Origin of the sequence: Bradyrhizobium sp. 41S5 (genome assembly GCF_011516665.3) — a bacterium.
GTDB classification, from domain to species: Bacteria; Pseudomonadota; Alphaproteobacteria; order Rhizobiales; family Xanthobacteraceae; genus Bradyrhizobium; species Bradyrhizobium quebecense.
Window position 1 is genome coordinate 449,561 of sequence record NZ_CP083721.1, and the last position, 18,868, is coordinate 468,428.

Annotated in this window: 19 protein-coding genes; 8 read left to right on the top strand and 11 right to left on the bottom strand. The window is 64.8% G+C overall.

Going from position 1 to position 18,868, the window contains the following annotated elements:
• The first annotated feature begins 373 nt into the window (after positions 1 to 373).
• The 8 genes from HAP47_RS02225 to HAP47_RS02260 all read left to right on the top strand — a co-directional run bounded on the left by HAP47_RS02225 (position 374) and on the right by HAP47_RS02260 (position 8,069).
• On the top strand, positions 374 to 934 hold the full coding sequence (locus tag HAP47_RS02225) for a F0F1 ATP synthase subunit delta (protein WP_173639624.1): 561 nt from the start codon (positions 374 to 376) through the stop codon (positions 932 to 934).
• Positions 934 to 2,463: a F0F1 ATP synthase subunit alpha gene (atpA, locus tag HAP47_RS02230; RefSeq protein WP_092121635.1), complete on the top strand. Its 1,530-nt coding sequence runs from the start codon at positions 934 to 936 to the stop codon at positions 2,461 to 2,463. The genes HAP47_RS02225 and atpA overlap by 1 nt, the downstream gene beginning before the upstream one ends.
• A gap of 119 nt (positions 2,464 to 2,582) precedes the next feature.
• Positions 2,583 to 3,461, top strand: a complete 879-nt coding sequence (locus HAP47_RS02235; protein WP_173639623.1) for a F0F1 ATP synthase subunit gamma — start codon at positions 2,583 to 2,585, stop codon at positions 3,459 to 3,461.
• Between the two features lie 26 nt (positions 3,462 to 3,487).
• Entirely contained in the window at positions 3,488 to 4,930 is a 1,443-nt protein-coding gene (gene atpD, locus HAP47_RS02240) for a F0F1 ATP synthase subunit beta (protein WP_092121637.1), read from the top strand.
• A gap of 116 nt (positions 4,931 to 5,046) precedes the next feature.
• On the top strand, positions 5,047 to 5,454 hold the full coding sequence (locus tag HAP47_RS02245) for a F0F1 ATP synthase subunit epsilon (RefSeq protein ID WP_173639622.1): 408 nt from the start codon (positions 5,047 to 5,049) through the stop codon (positions 5,452 to 5,454).
• A gap of 570 nt (positions 5,455 to 6,024) precedes the next feature.
• Positions 6,025 to 6,465 (top strand): hypothetical protein, encoded by a 441-nt coding sequence (locus HAP47_RS02250; RefSeq protein WP_231168714.1) that lies wholly within the window; start codon positions 6,025 to 6,027, stop codon positions 6,463 to 6,465.
• Positions 6,466 to 6,538: 73 nt separating this feature from the next.
• A protein-coding gene (locus HAP47_RS02255) for an IS630 family transposase (protein ID WP_173637148.1) occupies positions 6,539 to 7,487 on the top strand; the annotation gives its coding sequence in 2 pieces (ribosomal slippage) (positions 6,539 to 6,874 and positions 6,876 to 7,487; 948 coding nt in all).
• A 27-nt stretch (positions 7,488 to 7,514) separates the two neighbouring features.
• Positions 7,515 to 8,069: a helix-turn-helix transcriptional regulator gene (locus tag HAP47_RS02260; protein WP_371821727.1), complete on the top strand. Its 555-nt coding sequence runs from the start codon at positions 7,515 to 7,517 to the stop codon at positions 8,067 to 8,069.
• On the opposite strand, the gene HAP47_RS02265 is transcribed toward HAP47_RS02260, so the two are convergent.
• From HAP47_RS02265 to obgE, 11 genes are all read right to left on the bottom strand, one after another.
• On the bottom strand, positions 8,027 to 8,527 hold the full coding sequence (locus HAP47_RS02265) for an RNA pyrophosphohydrolase (RefSeq protein ID WP_173639621.1): 501 nt from the start codon (positions 8,525 to 8,527) through the stop codon (positions 8,027 to 8,029). The genes HAP47_RS02260 and HAP47_RS02265 overlap by 43 nt on opposite strands.
• A 45-nt stretch (positions 8,528 to 8,572) precedes the next feature.
• Positions 8,573 to 9,076, bottom strand: coding sequence for an RNA pyrophosphohydrolase (locus tag HAP47_RS02270; protein ID WP_173639620.1), 504 nt, complete (start codon positions 9,074 to 9,076; stop codon positions 8,573 to 8,575).
• 82 nt (positions 9,077 to 9,158) lie between these two features.
• A complete protein-coding gene (locus HAP47_RS02275; protein ID WP_173639619.1) occupies positions 9,159 to 10,382 on the bottom strand; it encodes a divergent polysaccharide deacetylase family protein in 1,224 nt (407 codons plus the stop codon).
• Between the two features lie 150 nt (positions 10,383 to 10,532).
• On the bottom strand, positions 10,533 to 11,918 hold the full coding sequence (locus tag HAP47_RS02280) for a S41 family peptidase (RefSeq protein ID WP_173639618.1): 1,386 nt from the start codon (positions 11,916 to 11,918) through the stop codon (positions 10,533 to 10,535).
• Positions 11,915 to 13,315 carry a murein hydrolase activator EnvC family protein gene (locus HAP47_RS02285; protein ID WP_173639617.1) on the bottom strand — a complete coding sequence of 467 codons (1,401 nt, stop codon included), beginning with the start codon at positions 13,313 to 13,315 and terminating at the stop codon, positions 11,915 to 11,917. Before HAP47_RS02285 ends, HAP47_RS02280 begins: the two co-directional genes overlap by 4 nt.
• A 40-nt stretch (positions 13,316 to 13,355) precedes the next feature.
• Positions 13,356 to 13,838, bottom strand: coding sequence for a 23S rRNA (pseudouridine(1915)-N(3))-methyltransferase RlmH (rlmH, locus tag HAP47_RS02290; protein WP_173639616.1), 483 nt, complete (start codon positions 13,836 to 13,838; stop codon positions 13,356 to 13,358).
• A gap of 50 nt (positions 13,839 to 13,888) precedes the next feature.
• Positions 13,889 to 14,257, bottom strand: coding sequence for a ribosome silencing factor (gene rsfS / locus HAP47_RS02295; RefSeq protein ID WP_173640701.1), 369 nt, complete (start codon positions 14,255 to 14,257; stop codon positions 13,889 to 13,891).
• A gap of 201 nt (positions 14,258 to 14,458) precedes the next feature.
• The gene (locus tag HAP47_RS02300) at positions 14,459 to 15,037 is read right to left on the bottom strand and encodes a nicotinate-nucleotide adenylyltransferase (RefSeq protein WP_231169046.1); all 579 of its coding nucleotides are present in this window, start codon (positions 15,035 to 15,037) and stop codon (positions 14,459 to 14,461) included.
• Between the two features lie 90 nt (positions 15,038 to 15,127).
• On the bottom strand, positions 15,128 to 16,420 hold the full coding sequence (locus HAP47_RS02305; RefSeq protein WP_173639614.1) for a glutamate-5-semialdehyde dehydrogenase: 1,293 nt from the start codon (positions 16,418 to 16,420) through the stop codon (positions 15,128 to 15,130).
• 122 nt (positions 16,421 to 16,542) lie between these two features.
• Positions 16,543 to 17,685, bottom strand: a complete 1,143-nt coding sequence (gene proB, locus HAP47_RS02310) for a glutamate 5-kinase (RefSeq protein WP_173639613.1) — start codon at positions 17,683 to 17,685, stop codon at positions 16,543 to 16,545.
• An 81-nt stretch (positions 17,686 to 17,766) separates the two neighbouring features.
• Entirely contained in the window at positions 17,767 to 18,816 is a 1,050-nt protein-coding gene (obgE, locus tag HAP47_RS02315; protein ID WP_173639612.1) for a GTPase ObgE, read from the bottom strand.
• Positions 18,817 to 18,868: the final 52 nt, after the last annotated feature.

Below are 18,868 nucleotides of genomic sequence, written 5' to 3' on the forward strand. Positions count from 1 at the left end.
CCAAATGAAACGGCGGCCCGTTTCGGGTTCCCTGCGCGCTCGGCCATAGGCCCATGCAAATTTCGATGGAACAAATCTGCGGCGGCGCGAATCGGGGGCTGCGCGCTGAATTTCCGCGCGCCGAATTTTCCTGATTCGAGCGCCGGCTGCGGTCGCCAAAAACCGCATGCGACAAGGCGGCTCGCACGATGCCGTCATGTTGCACCTGCGCGATTGCTATGTTAGCAAAGCCGCGATTTTAACGATCCCGGCATGTCCTGTGCCGGTCGAAAATCGAAGTCCCGCTTGAATTCCAAGGGCTTGGATCGCTAGGCGCTGCTTTGGTGGCGACGGTTTTTCCCTTGCGAATTTGACAGCAAAAAAGAGCGAGCTCGTGGCTGCTGAAGATCCGTCCGTTTCGGGAGTGTCCGGTCGTTACGCAACGGCCCTGTTCGAGTTGGCGCGCGACGAGCAATCCGTCGATCAAGTCAGGGCCGATCTCGACAAGTTCGAAGCCATGCTCAACGAGAGCGCGGATCTCAAGCGCCTCGTCCGCAGCCCGGTGTTCGCCGCGGATGCCCAGCTGAAGGCGCTGACCGCGGTGCTCGACAAGGCCGGCATCTCCGGCACGTCGGCGAAATTCCTCAAGGTGCTCACCGCCAATCGCCGGCTGTTCGCCGTGGCCGATGTGATCCGCGCCTATCGCGCGCTGGTGGCAAAGTTCAAGGGCGAGGCGACTGCGGAAGTCACCGTCGCCGAGCAGCTCAGTGACAAGAATCTCGACGGGCTGAAGGCCGCACTGAAATCAGTGACGGGCAAGGACGTCGCGCTCAACGTGAAGGTCGATCCCTCCATTATTGGTGGCCTGGTGGTCAAGCTCGGCAGCCGCATGGTGGATAGTTCGCTTCGCACCAAACTCAATTCGATCAAGAACGCGATGAAAGAGGCAGGCTGATGGACATCCGCGCCGCAGAAATTTCTGCGATCCTCAAGGACCAGATCAAGAATTTCGGCCAGGAAGCCGAAGTCACCGAAGTTGGCCAGGTGCTGTCGGTCGGTGACGGTATCGCTCGCGTCTACGGTCTCGACAACGTCCAGGCCGGTGAAATGGTCGAGTTCGAGAACGGCACGCGCGGCATGGCGCTCAACCTCGAAACCGATAACGTCGGTATCGTGATTTTCGGCGCCGACCGCGAGATCAAGGAAGGCCAGACCGTCAAGCGCACCCGCGCGATCGTGGACGCACCGATCGGCAAGGGCCTGCTTGGCCGCGTCGTCGACGCGCTCGGCAACCCGATCGACGGCAAGGGCCCGATCCAGGCCACCGAACGCAAGCGCGTCGACGTCAAGGCGCCCGGCATCATTCCGCGCAAGTCGGTGAACGAGCCGATGGCCACCGGCCTGAAGGCGATCGATGCGCTGATTCCGATTGGCCGCGGCCAGCGCGAGCTGATCATCGGCGACCGTCAGACCGGCAAGACCGCGATCGCGCTCGATACCATCCTGAACCAGAAGCCGCTGAACGCCCAGCCGGACGAGAACCTCAAGCTGTATTGCGTCTACGTCGCGATCGGCCAGAAGCGCTCGACCGTCGCGCAGTTCGTCAAGGTGCTCGAAGAGCAGGGCGCGCTGGAATACTCGATCATCGTCGCCGCCACCGCGTCCGATCCGGCGCCGATGCAGTACATCGCGCCGTTCACCGCCTGCACCATGGGCGAGTACTTCCGCGACAACGGCATGCATGCCGTGATCATCTATGACGACTTGTCCAAGCAGGCCGTCGCCTACCGCCAGATGTCGCTGCTGCTGCGTCGCCCGCCGGGCCGCGAAGCCTATCCGGGCGACGTGTTCTACCTGCATTCCCGCCTGCTCGAGCGCGCCGCCAAGCTCAACAAGGAGCATGGTTTGGGTTCGCTGACGGCGCTGCCGGTCATCGAAACCCAGGCCAACGACGTGTCGGCCTACATCCCGACCAACGTGATTTCGATCACCGATGGCCAGATCTTCCTGGAAACCGACCTGTTCTTCCAGGGTATCCGTCCCGCGGTGAACGTCGGTCTGTCGGTGTCGCGCGTCGGTTCGTCGGCGCAGACCAAGGCGACCAAGAAGGTCGCCGGCAAGATCAAGGGCGAGCTCGCGCAGTACCGCGAAATGGCGGCGTTCGCGCAGTTCGGCTCGGACCTCGACGCCTCGACCCAGCGCCTGCTCAACCGCGGCTCGCGCCTGACCGAACTCCTGAAACAGCCGCAGTTCTCGCCGCTGAAGATGGAAGAGCAGGTCTGCGTGATCTGGGCCGGCACCAACGGCTACCTCGATCCGCTGCCGCTCAACAAGGTGAAGGCGTTCGAGGACGGCCTGCTCTCGCTGCTGCGCGGCAAGAACGTCGAGATCCTCGACGCGATCCGCACCAGCCGCGATCTGTCCGACGACACCGCAGCCAAGCTCAAGACGGTGGTCGAGGGCTTCGCCAAGACATTTGCGTAAGAAGACGTTTGCGTAAGAAGACCTTCGCATAAGGGCATCGCCTGGCCGTTGGCCGGGCGATAGGAACAGAGAGGCTTGCGATCTGACCGTTGCGGTCGGATTGCCGGGGTGGACGAAGAATGGCGTCACTGAAAGACATGCGGGTCCGCATCGCCTCGACCAAGGCGACGCAGAAGATCACCAAGGCTATGCAGATGGTCGCAGCCTCGAAGCTGCGCCGCGCGCAGAACGCCGCCGAGGCGGCGCGGCCCTATGCCACCAAGATGGATGCGGTGATTTCCAACATCGCCGCCGCGGCCAACGGCTCGCCCGGTGCGCCGGCGCTGCTGGCCGGCACCGGCAACGATCAGGTGCACCTGCTGCTGGTCTGCACCGGCGAGCGCGGCCTGTCCGGCGCTTTCAACTCAGCGATCGTGCGCCTGGCGCGCGAGCGGGCGAACGCGCTGCTCGCACAGGGCAAGGAAGTCAAATTCTTCTGCGTCGGCCGCAAGGGCTACGAGCAGCTGCGGCGGACGTTCGAGAAGCGGATTGTCGAGCACCTCGACCTGCGTTCGGTGCGGCAGATCGGTTTCGTCAACGCCGAGGACATCGCCAACAAGGTGCTGGCACGGTTCGAGGCCGGCGAATTCGATGTCTGCACGCTGTTCTATTCGCGCTTCCAGTCGGTGATCGCGCAGATCCCGACCGCGCAGCAGATCATCCCGCTCGAGGTGGCTGCACCCGCGGCCAGCGCGGCTCCCGCGACCTCGTACGAATACGAGCCGGAAGAGGACCAGATTCTCGGCAGCCTGCTGCCGCGCAACCTCGCGGTGCAGGTCTTCCGCGCGCTGCTGGAGAACAACGCCTCGTTCTACGGCGCGCAGATGAGCGCGATGGACAGCGCGACGCGCAACGCCGGCGAGATGATCCGTAAGCAAACCCTGATTTACAACCGAACCCGTCAGGCCCAGATCACGAAGGAGCTGATCGAGATCATCTCCGGCGCTGAGGCGGTCTAAGGCAGATTTTCGAAGGAGAACAGTCCATGGCTACAGCAGCCAATCAGATCGGTCGCGTTACCCAGGTCACGGGCGCCGTGGTCGACGTGCAGTTCGAAGGCCACCTTCCGGCGATTCTGAATGCGCTCGAGACCAAGAACGGCGGCAACCGCCTGGTGCTCGAAGTCGCGCAGCATCTCGGTGAATCGACCGTCCGCACCATCGCGATGGATATCACCGAAGGTCTGGTGCGCGGCCAGGAAGTCACCGACACCGGTGAGCCGATCCGGGTGCCGGTCGGCGAAGGCACGCTCGGCCGCATCATCAACGTCATCGGCGAGCCGATCGACGAAGCCGGTCCGATCAAGTCCGAAGGCCTGCGCGCCATCCACCAGGAAGCGCCGAGCTACACCGACCAGTCGACCGAAGCGGAAATTCTCGTCACCGGCATCAAGGTCGTCGACCTTCTCGCTCCGTACGCCAAGGGTGGCAAGATCGGCCTGTTCGGCGGCGCCGGCGTCGGCAAGACCGTATTGATTCAGGAACTGATCAACAACGTGGCGAAGGCGCACGGTGGTTACTCCGTGTTCGCCGGCGTCGGCGAGCGGACCCGTGAAGGCAACGACCTCTATCACGAGTTCATCGAATCGAAGGTCAACGCCGATCCGCACAATCCGGATCCGAGCGTGAAGTCGAAGTGCGCGCTGGTGTTCGGCCAGATGAACGAACCGCCGGGCGCCCGCGCCCGCGTCGGTCTGACCGGTCTGACGGTCGCCGAGCACTTCCGCGACCAGGGCCAGGACGTGCTGTTCTTCGTCGACAACATCTTCCGCTTCACCCAGGCGGGTTCGGAAGTGTCGGCGCTGCTCGGCCGTATTCCTTCGGCGGTGGGTTATCAGCCGACGCTCGCGACCGACATGGGCGCGCTGCAGGAGCGCATCACCACCACCCAGAAGGGTTCGATCACCTCGGTGCAGGCGATCTACGTGCCGGCCGACGACTTGACCGACCCGGCGCCCGCGACCTCGTTCGCGCACTTGGACGCCACCACGGTGCTGTCGCGCGCGATCTCGGAAAAGGGCATCTATCCGGCAGTGGACCCGCTCGACTCGACCTCGCGCATGCTGTCGGCGCTGGTCGTCGGTGAAGAGCACTACAACACCGCGCGTATGGTCCAGCAGATCCTGCAGCGCTACAAGTCGCTGCAGGACATTATCGCCATTCTCGGCATGGACGAATTGTCGGAAGAGGACAAGCTGACGGTCGCCCGCGCCCGCAAGGTCGAGCGCTTCCTGTCGCAGCCGTTCCACGTCGCCGAAGTCTTCACCGGCTCGCCGGGCAAGTTCGTCGACCTCGCCGACACCATCAAGGGCTTCCGCGATCTCTGCCAGGGCAAGTACGACCATCTGCCGGAAGCGGCGTTCTACATGGTCGGCACCATCGAAGAAGCCGTCGAGAAGGGCAAGAAGCTCGCCGCCGAAGCGGCCTAAGCTTTGGGATGTCGTCATCGCCGGACTTGATCCGGCGATCCATCGAACGAGAAGCATTTTGGCTGATGGACCCGCGGGTCGAGCCCGCGGGTGACAGCGCAAAGAACGGAAATAACATGGCCACCTTCCACTTCGATCTCGTCTCTCCCGAAAAGCTCGCCTTCTCCGGCGAGGTCGATCAGGTTGACGTCCCCGGTGTGGAGGGTGATTTCGGTGTGCTCGCCGGACATGCTCCGGTCGTCGCCACCATTCGTCCCGGTATCCTGACGATCACGACCGCCGGCAAGCGCGAGAAGGTGATCGTGCTCGGCGGCCTCGCCGAGGTGTCGGACAAGGGCCTCACCGTGCTCGCCGACGTTGCGACCACGATTGCTGATCTCGATCGCGCGAAGTTTGCCGAGACGATCAACGAGATGCAGGAGAAGCTCTCCGAGAAGGAAGGCTCCGAGCTCGACCACGAGATCGAGCGGCTCGATCACTTCAAGAGCATCCAGCACGAGCTCAACGCGACCGCTATGCACTGAGGCGCGATTGCCGACCAGCGATCGCGCCATAGCGTCGAGTGAGCCGACTCCCTTTGTGAAATCGCTCACACTTTTCCAGTCATCGTCTGCCAAGACCTGAACAATTCAACGCTCGCCGTACCCCGGCGGGCGTTGAATGCCTGTTGCGCCCGGAAGCGTCTGCGACGGCTGAAATGCGGTCGCGGTCGGGACGCAGGGCCGGGACTGGGATTGAAGGCCGAGAACGAGCAGAACGCGGTCAACGCCGCGCTCGGCGACTGCGCCAGGCGCGACAGCGATTGCCATGTCATCGCGGTCGGCCCGTCCACGGTCGGCCCGAACTAGAGCATGATCTGGAAAAGCGCGAAGCAGCTTTCCCTCGCGACGAACGCGTCTGTGCGGGAATCATGCGCAGATCGAGAGCCGAGGCGCGATGAGATTGCGATGAATCGTTATCGCGCTCTGGAACATGATCCGGAAAATGTGAAGCAGCTTACAGCAGGGATCGTGCACCAATGACAAGCTGTGCCGCGATGACGAATTGGCCCAATCGCATCGCGATGCTACTTCGGATGTAACGGACAAGATGCTGTGCTGACTTTCTCCACGGATGCTCTCCGCCCGCAGGACCGCTTCGAGCACTGGTGCGACGTGCGCGGCAAGAGCCTGTTCGGGGTTACCATCGAGCTCGAGCGCGACAAGCGGCCCGATTTCCGCGGACAGTTTTCCGCGACGCCGGTCGGCGGTGCGGTGCTGGCGGAAATGTCGGCATCCTCCTACCGCGTCAGCCGGACCTCATCTGATATCGCGCGCGTTCCGAGCGACAGCCTGCATCTCGCGTGGCAGGTGCGCGGTCCTGGCCACATCAATATCCGCCGCGACCGCATCCAGTATGTCCGCAACGGAGATCTGGCGTTCGGCCATTCCAATCGTCCGTTTGCCTCGACGCCCGAACGGACCGATGGCTTTCATTTCTTCAGCCTGAAGATTCCAGCCACCAGCGAACTCGTGCTAGAGCATTTCATTGCTTAACTGAATCGGAGGGGATTCCGGTTTTTGGCGGTTTGTGATTCAAGATGCTGACTGGATTGGAGGCCAGCATCGCATGACCCGACCTCTTTCCCTGGATCTTCGCGAGCGTGTGGTGGCGTCGGTTTTGGCGGGCGAGAGCTGCCGATCTGTGGCGGAACGGTTTGGTGTTGCGGTCTCGTCGGTTGTGAAGTGGTCACAGCGGCAGCGGGCGACCGGCTCGGTTGCGCCCGGCAAGATGGGCGGTCACCGCAAGCCCTTGCTTGATCCGCATCGTGCCTTCATTGTCGAGCGGATCATTCAGACGCCGCACCTGACGCTGCATGGTCTGAAGGCGGAACTGGCAGCTCGTGGGGTCAAGGTCTCACACAACGCGGTCTGGCTGTTCCTGCGCCGGGAAGGGCTGCGGTTCAAAAAAAACACTGTTCGCCCTCGAACAAGCGCGCGCCGACGTCTCTCGTAGGCGCCAGCGTTGGCGATCCTGGCAGGCCGGACTTGATCCGGGCCGGCTCGTCTTCATCGATGAGACTTGGATCAAGACCAACATGGCCCCTTTGCGGGGCTGGGGCCCCAAGGGCGCACGCCTGCGCGGCTTCGCCCCGCACGGTCACTGGCGTACCCTCACATTCCTCGGCGCGCTCCGCCATGACCAACTCACGGCACCCTGCGTCTTCGACGGCCCGATCAACGGCGAATGCTTCTGCGCTTATGTGAAGCACCTTCTCCTGCCAACCCTGCGCGAAGGCGACATCGTCATTCTCGACAACCTCGGAAGCCACAAGTCGAAAGCTGTCAGGCAAATGATCCAGGCTGCTGGCGCCAGGCTCTGGTACCTGCCGCCATACTCGCCCGACCTCAACCCGATCGAACAGGCCTTCTCCAAGATCAAACACTGGATGCGGCAGGCTCAGAGGCGCACCGTCGAAGACACTTGGCGCCACATCGGTCACCTCGTTCAGGACATCCAGCCTCGCGAATGCGCAAACTACTTCGCAAACGCCGGTTATGCTTCAGTCAAAATGTGAAACGCTCTAGGTGCACGGATCGAGGACATGCCGCCGGTCGCGCTGGCGCGTGATGCGAGCCTGACCCGGCTTGTCGGCACCATGTTCCGCGCCATGACGCGCGATCCGGCGCAAGCCGGGCAGTTCGCTGGTGAGGTCACGCATATGGTGCGGCTGGCGCTGCTTGCGCGCGGACGCTTGCGGCCACGCCAGGATGAGGTCCGTGCCGCGCTGCATGCCGGCTACCTTCATGCCGCGCGAGAAATCCTGCTGCGCGATCTGCATCGCGCCTCGCTCACGCCGGCCGCGGTCGCCACCGAGCTCGGCATTTCACTCCGGCAATTGCATGCGCTGTTCGAGCCGACCGGCCTGTCATTCGCGCGAACGCTGACGGCAGCGAGGTTGAAGGAGGCGAAGCGGCTTCTCTCAGCGATGCAGGAACGCGGGATCGACGAGATCGCGTTCTCGTGCGGCTTCGACAGCATCGCGACCTTCTATCGCGTGTTCCGCGCGACCTACGGGATGACGCCGGGCGATGCGCGGCGCCTTCCGCCGCAGGATCAGCCGGCGAATTCCGCGAACCGGATCGCGACCGCGCGATAGACATCGCGGCGGAACGGCACCACGAGATCGGCGACGCGATCGAGACGCTCCCAGCGCCATTGGTCGAACTCGGCGGGCTGGCCGTTGCGCGGCGTCAATGGATCGATATCCTCGTCGCGTCCGGTGAAGCGCAACGCAAACCATTTCTGCCGCTGGCCGCGGAATTTGGCCAGCCGATGCGATGCCGGCCCGTCATAGGCCGGGAATTCGTAGGTCATCCAGTCGGTCTCGCCGAGATAGTCGGCGTTGACCGCCCCGGTCTCTTCCCACAATTCGCGCATCACGGCCTCGCGCGGGTCCTCGCCAGCGTCGATGCCGCCTTGCGGCATCTGCCATTCGAGGCCGGGCAGCACGATCTCCGGACCATCGTCCTTGATCCGGTGGCCGATCAGCACGCGTCCGTCGCCGTTGAACAGCGCGATGCCCACATTGGGGCGATAGGGCTTATCTGATGACATCTCGACCGGTGCCGCCGCGCGTTGTCTGGCCGATCATATGGCCGTCTATTTGGCCGCCAGACCGGCGAATTCCTTCACGACGCGCTCATAGACCGGACGCTTGAACGGCACAATCAGCTCCGGAAGATTCTTCATCGGCTCCCAGCGCCAGCTGATGAACTCGGCCTTGTGGCCGCCGCCGGGGTGGGCGACGTTGATCTCGTTCTCGTCGCCGGTGAAGCGCAATGCGAACCACTTTTGCCGCTGGCCGCGGTAGCGACCCTTCCAGGCGCGGCCTGCGACGGTGCGCGGGATATCATAGATCAGCCAATCCGAGACCTCGCCGAGCTTCTCCACCGACTTGACGCTGGTCTCTTCATACAGCTCGCGCCGTGCGGCCTGAAACGTATCCTCGCCGGGATCGACGCCGCCTTGCGGCATCTGCCAGACATGCGCGTCGTCGACATGCTCGATGCCGCCGGCGCGGCGTCCGATGAAGACCAGTCCCGCCGTATTCAGCAGCATGATGCCGACGCAGGTTCGATAGGGCAGGTCTTCATAACGTGCCATGCCGCCGCTACCTCGCACAGTTCCTGGCGCCGCCCGACCCGGCCCCCCGGCAAGGTCTTAGGCTGCACCAACAGATTGATCTCTAGCCCGATTTTGATTTCAGCATCGCCGTTGTCAATGGCACAAGCATGATGCCCTTGGAGTCCAGTGTCTTGAGCCAGGCGCCGAGCCGCTCGATCGAGACCGGCAGCGCCGAGGCGACGCCCACGGCCGTGCCGCGTTCCTTGGCGATCGTTTCCAGCTTGACCAGCGCGCGGTCGATTTCCGCCGACGTCGGCACCGCGTCGATGGCGAAATCGGCCTTGGCGAACGGCAGCGATTGGCCGGCCGAGAGGCTCTGCGCGACGCTGCGCGGGGTGGAACTGTCGTCGAAAAAGCTCAGGCCGCGCTTGGCCGCCTCGCGCACGATGGGCTGCATCACGGGATCGGTCGCGACGAACCGGGCTCCCATGAAATTGGCGATCCCGGCATAGCCCTGCAGGCGGCTGAGGTGCCAATAGAGACGGTCGAGGTTCTGCTCGCTGCTCAACGTGGTCAGCAGGGTCTGCGGGCCCGGATCGTTGTCGGGATAGTCGAACGGCTCCATCGGGATCTGCAGCAGGATCTCGTGGCGCTGGGTCCGGGCGCGTTCCGCGAGCTTGCCGGGGTCGGCGCCGTAGGGCGTGAAGGCCAGCGTCACGGCCGGCGGCAGCTTCATGATGGCGTCAGTGGTCTTGGCGGCGCCGACCCCGAGGCCGGCGACCACGATGGCGACCACGGGCATCCGGGCGGCCTTGGCACGGTCGGCTTCGCCCGCATAGACCGTGAACGGCTTCAGGCCGTCGGCGACAACAGGGATCATGCCGTAGCGCGACTTTTCCAGCAGGCGCGGGTCGATCCCAGTCATCGCGAGCGGCGGCGCCTCGCCATCCGCCGTCTTTTCGGCTGGATCGCCGGCGCCGATCACCATGTCCTGGCGCTTGCCGCTGGAGCCATCGATGATGGTGACGGTCTTGGCGTCGTTCTTGGCATCGCCGGCTGCGGCCGGCGCTTTGGCGGCGGATTTGACCGCAGATTCGGCCTGCCCGGCCGGGGCGTGCTTGTCGTCGGCGGCTGGGGGCGAGGGATTACGGAGTGTGATTCGGGCGATCGGTTCGCCGCCGAGCGGGTTGTCGTTGAACAGCGCGACGCCGGCGAAGCCGACCAGCGCGAGGCCCAGCAGCACGGCGAGCGCCTGCATCGCCGTGAACGGCAAGCGGACACGGCGCGTCTTGCCCACGGTGTTCTGCCCAAGCGGCGTGCTCAGTTCGTCGGCCGCCTCTGCCATGACCCTCCCCGAATCAACAGCGCGAACGATAGCACGATGCGGTGCATTCCCGCGCGCCGGCCTGCCCGTCAAAGCACGGCTGGCAGTGGAGGGCGAAAGCAGAAAGGGCGGCCCGAGGGCCGCCCTGCTCGCTGAAAAGATTGGATGGGATCAGTTCGCGGACTTGTTGGCCGGCTTGTCGGCGGCGGCCTTGTCGCCGGTCGCCTTGTCACCGGACGGAGCGGCCGGTGCCGGCGTAGCGTTCGAGGTCGACTTGATGCCGTGCAGCAGGTCGTCGGCCATCTTCAGCGCCTTGTCGTCCTTGGCGTCCGGCGGAACGTAGGACTGCGAGCCGGTCTTCTCGTCGCCGTCGTTCTTCAGATGGCCGCGCAGCGAAGCCTCGCCCTTGGTGTCGGTGCGCGCCTTCAGCTCTTCCGGCACGTCCTGCAGCACCTCGATGTCGGGCACGATGCCCTTGGCCTGGATCGACTTGCCCGACGGCGTGTAGTAGCGCGCGGTGGTCAGGCGCAGCGCGCCATTGCCCGAGCCGAGCGGGATGATGGTCTGCACCGAACCCTTGCCGAACGAGCGGGTGCCGACCAGCGTCGCGCGCTTGTGGTCCTGCAGTGCGCCGGCGACGATTTCGGAGGCCGATGCCGAGCCGCCGTTGATCAGCACGATGACCGGCTTGCCCTTGGTCAGGTCGCCCGGATGAGCGGCGCGGCGCTGGGTTTCCTCGGCATTGCGTCCGCGGGTCGAGACGATCTCGCCGCGCTCCAGGAAGGAGTCGGACACGGTGACGGCCTCTTCGAGCAGGCCGCCGGGATTGTTTCTGAGGTCGATGACGTAGCCCTTCAGCTTGTCGCCGATCTGGCTCTGCAGGTTGGCAACCTCCTTCTTCAGACCTTCGGTGGTCTGCTCGTTGAAGGTGGTGATGCGGATATAGGCGATGTCGTCGGCCTCGACGCGCGCCCGTACCGAGCGGACGCGGATGTTGTCGCGCACCAGCGTGACGTCGATCGGATTGTCCTGGCCCTTGCGGATGATCTTGAGCTTGATCTTGGTGTTGACCGGACCGCGCATCTTCTCGACGGCCTGGTTCAGCGTCAGGCCCTGCACGGCTTCGTCGTCGAGATTGGTGATGATGTCGTTGGCCATGATGCCGGCCTTCGAGGCCGGGGTGTCGTCGATCGGCGAGACGACCTTGATCAGGCCGTCTTCCATCGTGACCTCGATGCCGAGGCCGCCGAACTCGCCGCGGGTCTGCACCTGCATGTCGCGGAAGCTCTTGGCGTCCATGTAGCTCGAGTGCGGATCGAGACCGGACAGCATGCCCGAGATCGCGGACTCGACGAGCTTGCTGTCGTCCGGCTTCTCGACGTAGTCGCTGCGCACCCGTTCGAACACGTCGCCGAACAGATTGAGCTGGCGGTAGGTGTCCGACGTCGCGGCGCGCGCGCTCGATCCCATCAGCACAGCGCGGGGCTGCGTGACGAAAAGCGTCAGGGCCGCGCCGGTGGCGGCGCTAAGGAGAATTACCGAAGTCTTGCGCATCATCCGCGAACCTTTTCGCCTTCATTTGCGGCCCACCATGGACCTGGATCGATTGGAGTGCCGTCTTTCCGGAACTCGACATAGAGCACTGGCTGGCTCGCATTGGTGGCGAGAATCGATGCAACCTGGGATGTCGACCCCATGGTCGCAACCGGCTCCCCCGTTAGCACAAACTGGCCGATGTTTACCGAAATACGCTCCATCCCGGCGATCAGGACATGATACCCGCCCCCGGCATTGAGGATCAAGAGTTGTCCGTAGCTGCGGAAAGGACCAGCGTAAACAACCCAGCCGTCACACGGGGTTGTGACCTGCGCGCCCGGTTTGGCGGCCAAAGAAATGCCCTTTTGTACGCCCCCCGCGCCGTCGGAACCGCCAAATTCGCGAATCTTGGTGCCATTCACGGGATAAGAGAACAGGCCCTTGGCCGAGGCGAAGGCGACCGCCGGGCTCATGCGGGCCGGGTCCTTGAGCGCCCCCAGATTGGGCTTGCCGTTCACGGTCGCCGGGGCGCCCTGGAGGCTGGCCGTGGCGGCGGCCTTGGCCGCGCTCTTGAGATCCTGCTCCATCCTGGCGATCAGGCTCTGCAGATCGGCGGCCTGCTTCGACAGCGCGATGGCGCGGGCGCCCTCGGCCTCCATGTCCTTTTCGGCCGCGCTTTGCTGGCGCTGCCGTTCGTCGACCAGCGCCGCCAGGCGAGCTTGGTCTTCCCTGAGCTTGTCGCGATCGGCCGCCAGCGAATCGCGCTCGGTCGAGATGGTCTTGCGCAGCGCCACCAGTTCGCCGAGATCGGCCGCAAGCTTTTCGGCGCGGACGCGCAATTCCGGCACCACCGCGCCGAGCAGCATCGCGGTGCGCAGCGATTGCAGCGCGTCCTCGGGCCGCACCAGCAGCGCCGGCGGCGTGCGCCGCCCGGCGCGCTGCAGCGCGGCCAGCACCTCGATCACCTCGGAGCGGCGTGAATCGAGCGAGCCGCGGATTTCGCGCTCGCGGCCGTCGAGCGGCTGCAGGCGTGCCTCGGCGTCGGCGATCCGTGTCTCGACGCCGCGCACCTGGCCGGCAATGTCGATCAGCTGCTGATTGAGCTTGCTGCGGTCCTGGCCGATCGCGGCGATGTCGGCCTTCAGCTTCTCCTGCAACTCGGTGGCCTTGCGCTGCTGTTCGCGCGCGGCCTCGAGCTCCTGCTCGCGCTGCTTGATGGCGTCGGGCGATGTCTCTGCCGTCGCGGCTTGCTGTGCCGGCGATGCGGACTGTTGCGCGGGCGGTGTCGCTTGCGCATGCGCTGCGGCCAGCGGAGCGGCGGCGAACATGGCGATCGACAAGGGCAGGGATGCCGGCAACCAACGGCGGCGCGCGGTGCCGAGATGCGAATCCGAAGCTGTGTCCCGCTTGTGCTGCATTCGCGTGCGTTCAGCGCTTTCGACTGTCCGTCACCGCGCCTCAGGCGCGATGATAGGGGTGGCCGGCCAAAATGGTCGCGGCCCGATAAATCTGTTCCAGAAGCATGACGCGGACCATTTGGTGCGGCCAGGTCGCGGAGCCGAATGCAATACGCAACGAAGCTTTGCGCTGCAATTCAGGCGAAAGTCCGTCCGCACCGCCGATCACGAAGACAGTATGTGCTGCCCCCTCGTCGCGCCAGCGGCCGAGTTGCTGCGCAAAGCTCGCGCTGTCGATGCTCTTGCCGCGTTCGTCGAGCGCGACCAGCATGTGCTTTTCCGGCAGCAGCGCCGCGATCGCCGCGGCCTCCTCGGCGATGCGCGCGGACGTATCGCGCGCGCGGCTCTCCGCAATCTCATGGATGTCGAGGCCGCGAAAGCCGAGCTTGCGGCCGATATCCTCGAAGCGCTCGCGGTAACGCTCGGCGAGCTCCCGTTCAGGGCCCTGTTTCAGGCGGCCGATGCAGATCACGACAAGGCGCATCAGCGCAAACTATATGCGCTGCAGCCGATTCGCATCGGCTTCGATACGTCTTAGACCGCCGCGACCGCCGGGTTCTGAGTCCACAACCGCTCGAGGTTGTAGAACTCGCGCACCTCAGGCCTGAACACGTGCACGATCACCTCGCCGGAATCGATCAGCACCCAGTCGCAATTGGGCAAGCCCTCGACATGGATGTTCTTGACCCCGTTTTCCTTGAGGCTCTTCGTCACATTTTCCGCGATCGCGCCAACGTGCCGGTTAACCCGGCCGGTGGTGACGATCATGTAGTCGGAATATGCGGATTTGCCGCGAAGGTCGATGGTGACCGTCTCTTCCGCCTTCATATCGTCGAGGCGAGAGAGGATCAGGCTCAGCGTCTTGTTGGCATCCGGTTTGTCGGCATCCGGTTGCGCCTGCAAGGCCGCGGTTTTCGTCGATGTTTTACGCGCAGTCTTGGGACCTGAAGTCTTGGGAACCTTGGGTAAAACAGACTTGGACAATACAGATGTGGCCAGGGACCATTCCTTTCACTGTATCGCGGGTGCCGAATCCTCGGCCCCACGCGCCATATTACGCATGTGGGGTTAATGGTTTCAATATTCCAGTAACCCTTTTGCGCTTCACGCCGTTCTCCAGCTCCCGTCCGGGTTCCGCAGTCCGGTCGAAGACAGATTGGATTTCATTCCTGTCAGGAACACCCAAGCCGGCGCCTGCTGATCGGCCAGCCGGGTCGCCTGATTTTCGGGCAAGCGATAGCGCATGAGCGCCTGCGCCGCCGGTGCGGCAAGGGCGCGGAAACTCTGGGGTGGACGGTCGATCACGGCAATCGGCACATCGGACGCGATGCGCCGCCAATCTTTCCAGCGATGGAATTGCGCGAGATTGTCAGCGCCCATGATCCAGACGAAGTGCACGCCGGAGACACGGCGGCGCAAGTGGATGATCGTGTCGACAGTGTAGCGGACACCGATGACAGCTTCGAGACAGCTGATGTCGATGCGCGGATCGTCGGCAACGCGGCGCGCAGCCGCGGCACGCTCGTTGAGCGCATGCAGGCCATCATGGTTCTTCAGCGGATTGCCCGGCGTCAGCAGCCACCATACGCGGTCGAGCTGCAGGCGCTTGAGCGCGAACAGGCTGATCGCGCGATGCGCGGCGTGCGGCGGGTTGAACGAGCCGCCGAGCAATCCGATGCGCATGCCGTTGGTATAGAACGGCAGTGCCTGGGCCTTCGGGGACGGCACGGTGGAAGCTTGTTGCAAGGATCTACCGTGCGCGTGCGACAATGATCACGGCCGTGTCTGCCCGGTGCCGTGGACGCGGTACTTGAAGCTCGTCAGCTGCTCGGCGCCGACTGGCCCGCGGGCGTGGAATTTGCCGGTGGCAATTCCGATCTCGGCGCCGAAGCCGAACTCGCCGCCGTCGGCGAACTGGGTCGAGGCGTTGTGCAGCACGATCGCCGAATCGACCTCGTTGAGAAATCTCTGTGCGGCAGCGGCGTCCTCCGTCACGATCGCATCGGTGTGATGCGAGCCGTGATGTTGAATATGCGCAATCGCTTCATCGAGACCGCCGACGATCTTCGCCGAGATGATCGCGTCCTCATATTCGGTGTCCCAGTCCTCGTCGGATGCGGGCTTCACCCTGGCATCGGCGCCTCGCACGATGTCGTCGCCGCGCACCTCGCAACCGGCATCGATCAACATCTCGACCAGCGGCTTCAGCTTCGTCGCGGCAGCGTTGCGATCGATCAGCAGGGTCTCGACGGCGCCGCAGACGCCGGGACGGCGCATCTTGGCGTTCAGCACGACCGCCTTGGCCATATCGAGTCTGGCGCTGGCATCGACATAGATGTGGTTGACGCCCTCCAGATGCGCGAACACCGGAACGCGTGCCTCCGCCTCGACGCGCGCGACCAGGCTCTTGCCGCCGCGCGGCACGATCACGTCGATGCCGCCGTTCAATCCCGTCAGCATCAGGCCGACGGCTGTGCGGTCACGGGTCGGCACCAGGGTGATCGCGGCCTCAGGCAGGCCGGCTTCACGCAGGCCCTGCACCAGACAATCATGGATCGCGCGGCAGGATCGGAAGCTGTCGGAGCCACCGCGCAGGATCACGGCGTTGCCGGATTTCAGGCACAGCACGCCGGCGTCGGCGGCGACGTTGGGGCGGCTTTCGAAGATCACGCCGATCACGCCGAGCGGCACGCGGACGCGCTCGATGGTCATGCCGTTGGGGCGCTGCCAGCTTTCGGTGACGGCGCCCACGGGATCAACAATCTCGCGCACGGTGGCCACGCCATCGGCCATGCCGGCGACGCGCGCCGGCGTCAGCGTCAGGCGGTCGACGAAGGCAGAGGTCATGCCGGCAGCCCGCGCCTCGGCGACATCCTCTGCATTGGCGGCGAGGATGGCCGGCGCGTTGGCCCGGATCGCGCGCTCGATCGCGGCGAGCGCCCGGTTCTTCTGCTCCGGCGGCACCAGCGCCAGCACGCGCGCGGCGGCGCGGGCCTTGGCGGCGAGGTCGGTCATCAGGGCGGCGAGATCGGCGTTGCCGTCGATCGCCTTCAGGGGCGCGCTCATGGAAGTCCCGGCTTTGGATTAAGGCCATGTTCTAGCATGGCAATTGAGGGGTGGCGAGGCGCGGAACCGGCATGGCAGGTGGTCGGCAGGCCCAGCCCGTCGGCAATAGCCTATCCAATGCCCTACTTGGCCGGGATCGCCCCGGCCGGGCCGATCACGAGGTCGTCGCGGTGGATCATCTCGGAGCGGCCGCTGATGCCCAGAATGGCCATCACGTCGGGCGAGGAGCGGCCCTTGATCTTCTCGGCATTCTCGGCGTCGTAGGCGACCAGGCCGCGGCCGATCTCATGGGTGTCGGGGCCGCGCACCACCACGGCGTCGCCGCGGGCGAACTGGCCGTCGACCCGGATCACGCCGGCCGGTAGCAGGCTCTTGCCGGCACGCAGCGCCGCCACCGCACCGGCATCGATCGTAAGTGTGCCCTTCGGCTCGAGCGAGCCGGCGATCCAGCGCTTTCGCGCGGTGACGGGATTGGCCGGGGTCAGGAACCAGGTGCAGCGTCCGCCGTCGGCGATCGCCTGCAAGGGGTGCTCGATCTTGCCGGAGGCGATCAGCATGTGGGTGCCGGCAGTGGTCGCGATCTTCGCCGCCTCGATCTTGGTGGTCATGCCGCCGCGCGACAGTTCGGAGCCGGCCGAGCCGGCCATCCCCTCGATCTCCGAGGTGATGCTTTCGACCACCGGGATCAGCTTCGCGTCGGGATCGACCGCGGGCGGCGCGGTGTAGAGGCCGTCGATATCGGACAGCAGGATCAACAGGTCCGCGCTCGCCATGGTGGCGACGCGGGCGGCGAGGCGATCATTGTCGCCGTAGCGGATCTCGGTGGTCGCGACCGTGTCGTTCTCGTTGATGACGGGCACCGCGCGCCATTCCAGCAGCTTGGCGATGGTCGAGCGCGCATTGAGATAGCGGCGGCGCTCCTCGGTATCCTGCAGCGTGACGAGGATCTGCCCGGCGCCGATGCCGTGATGGCCGAGCACCTCCGACCAGATTCGCGCCAGCGCGATCTGGCCGACTGCGGCGGCAGCCTGGCTCTCCTCGAGCTTCAGCGAGCCGCGCGGCAGCTTCAGGCGGCTGCGGCCGAGCGCGATCGAGCCCGACGACACCACCATGATCTCGCGGCCGCCCTTGTGCAGCTTTGCGATATCGTCGACCAGTGCGGCGAGCCATGACGCGCGGACCTCGCCGGCCTGCGAGTCGACCAGTAGCGATGAGCCGACCTTGACGACGATGCGGCGAAAGTTCTTGAGCGCGGGGCGTTTCATGGGTTTGGTCTGGCGGGAAGGTGGAAGCAAGAGGCGCCACGATGTGGCTTGGAAAGTCCAAGTGTTGTTCGGCTTGCGCCGTCAACCCTGCGGCACTGGCACAGCCCACGGCTCCGCCTGGCCCTTGGCCTTGTTGGACACCGGCGCCTCGCCGATCACCTCGACCAGCGCGCGCAGCGCATCCTGCACGCCTTCGCCGGTCGCGCCTGAGAGCAACAGCGGCGTCTTCTTCGCCGCCCGCTTGAGGCGGTCCTTCTGCTTCTTCAACTCGTCCGGCTCGACCGCGTCGATCTTGTTGAGCGCGACGATCTCGATCTTGTCGGCGAGCTGGCCTTCATAGGCTTCAAGCTCGGTGCGCACCGTCTTGTAGGCCTTGCCGGCGTGTTCGCTGGTGGCATCGACCAGATGCAGCAGCACGCGACAGCGCTCGACATGGCCGAGGAAGCGGTCGCCGAGGCCGGCACCTTCATGCGCGCCTTCGATCAGGCCGGGGATGTCGGCGAGCACGAATTCGCGGCCACCGTAATTCACGACGCCGAGCTGCGGATGCAGGGTGGTGAAGGGATAGTCGGCGATCTTCGGCCGTGCCGCGCTGACCACCGAGAGGAAGGTCGATTTGCCGGCATTGGGCAGGCCGACCAGGCCGGCATCGGCAATCAGCTTCAGCCGCAGCCAGATCCAGCGCTCCTCGCCCGGGGCGCCGGGATTGGCGTTGCGCGGCGTGCGGTTGGTGGAAGACTTGAAATGCGCATTGCCGAAGCCGCCATTGCCGCCTTCGGCCAGCACGAATTTCTCGCCGAGTTCGGTGAAATCGTGCAGCAGCGTCTCGCGGTCCTCGTCGAACACCTGGGTGCCGACAGGCACTTTGAGTACGATCGACTTGCCGTTGGCGCCATGGCGATCCTTGCCCATGCCGTTGGTGCCTTTTGGCGCCTTGAAGTGCTGCTGGTAGCGGTAGTCGATCAGCGTGTTCAGCCCGTCGACGGCCTCGATGATCACGTCGCCGCCGCGGCCGCCATTGCCGCCGGAGGGGCCGCCGAACTCGATGAACTTCTCGCGCCGGAACGCGACGCAGCCGTTGCCGCCGTCGCCGGAGCGAATATAGACCTTGGCTTCATCGAGGAATTTCATGATCCGTACTAGTTAGGGCAGGGGGGCCGCGGCGGCAACCCGGAAAGGCCCT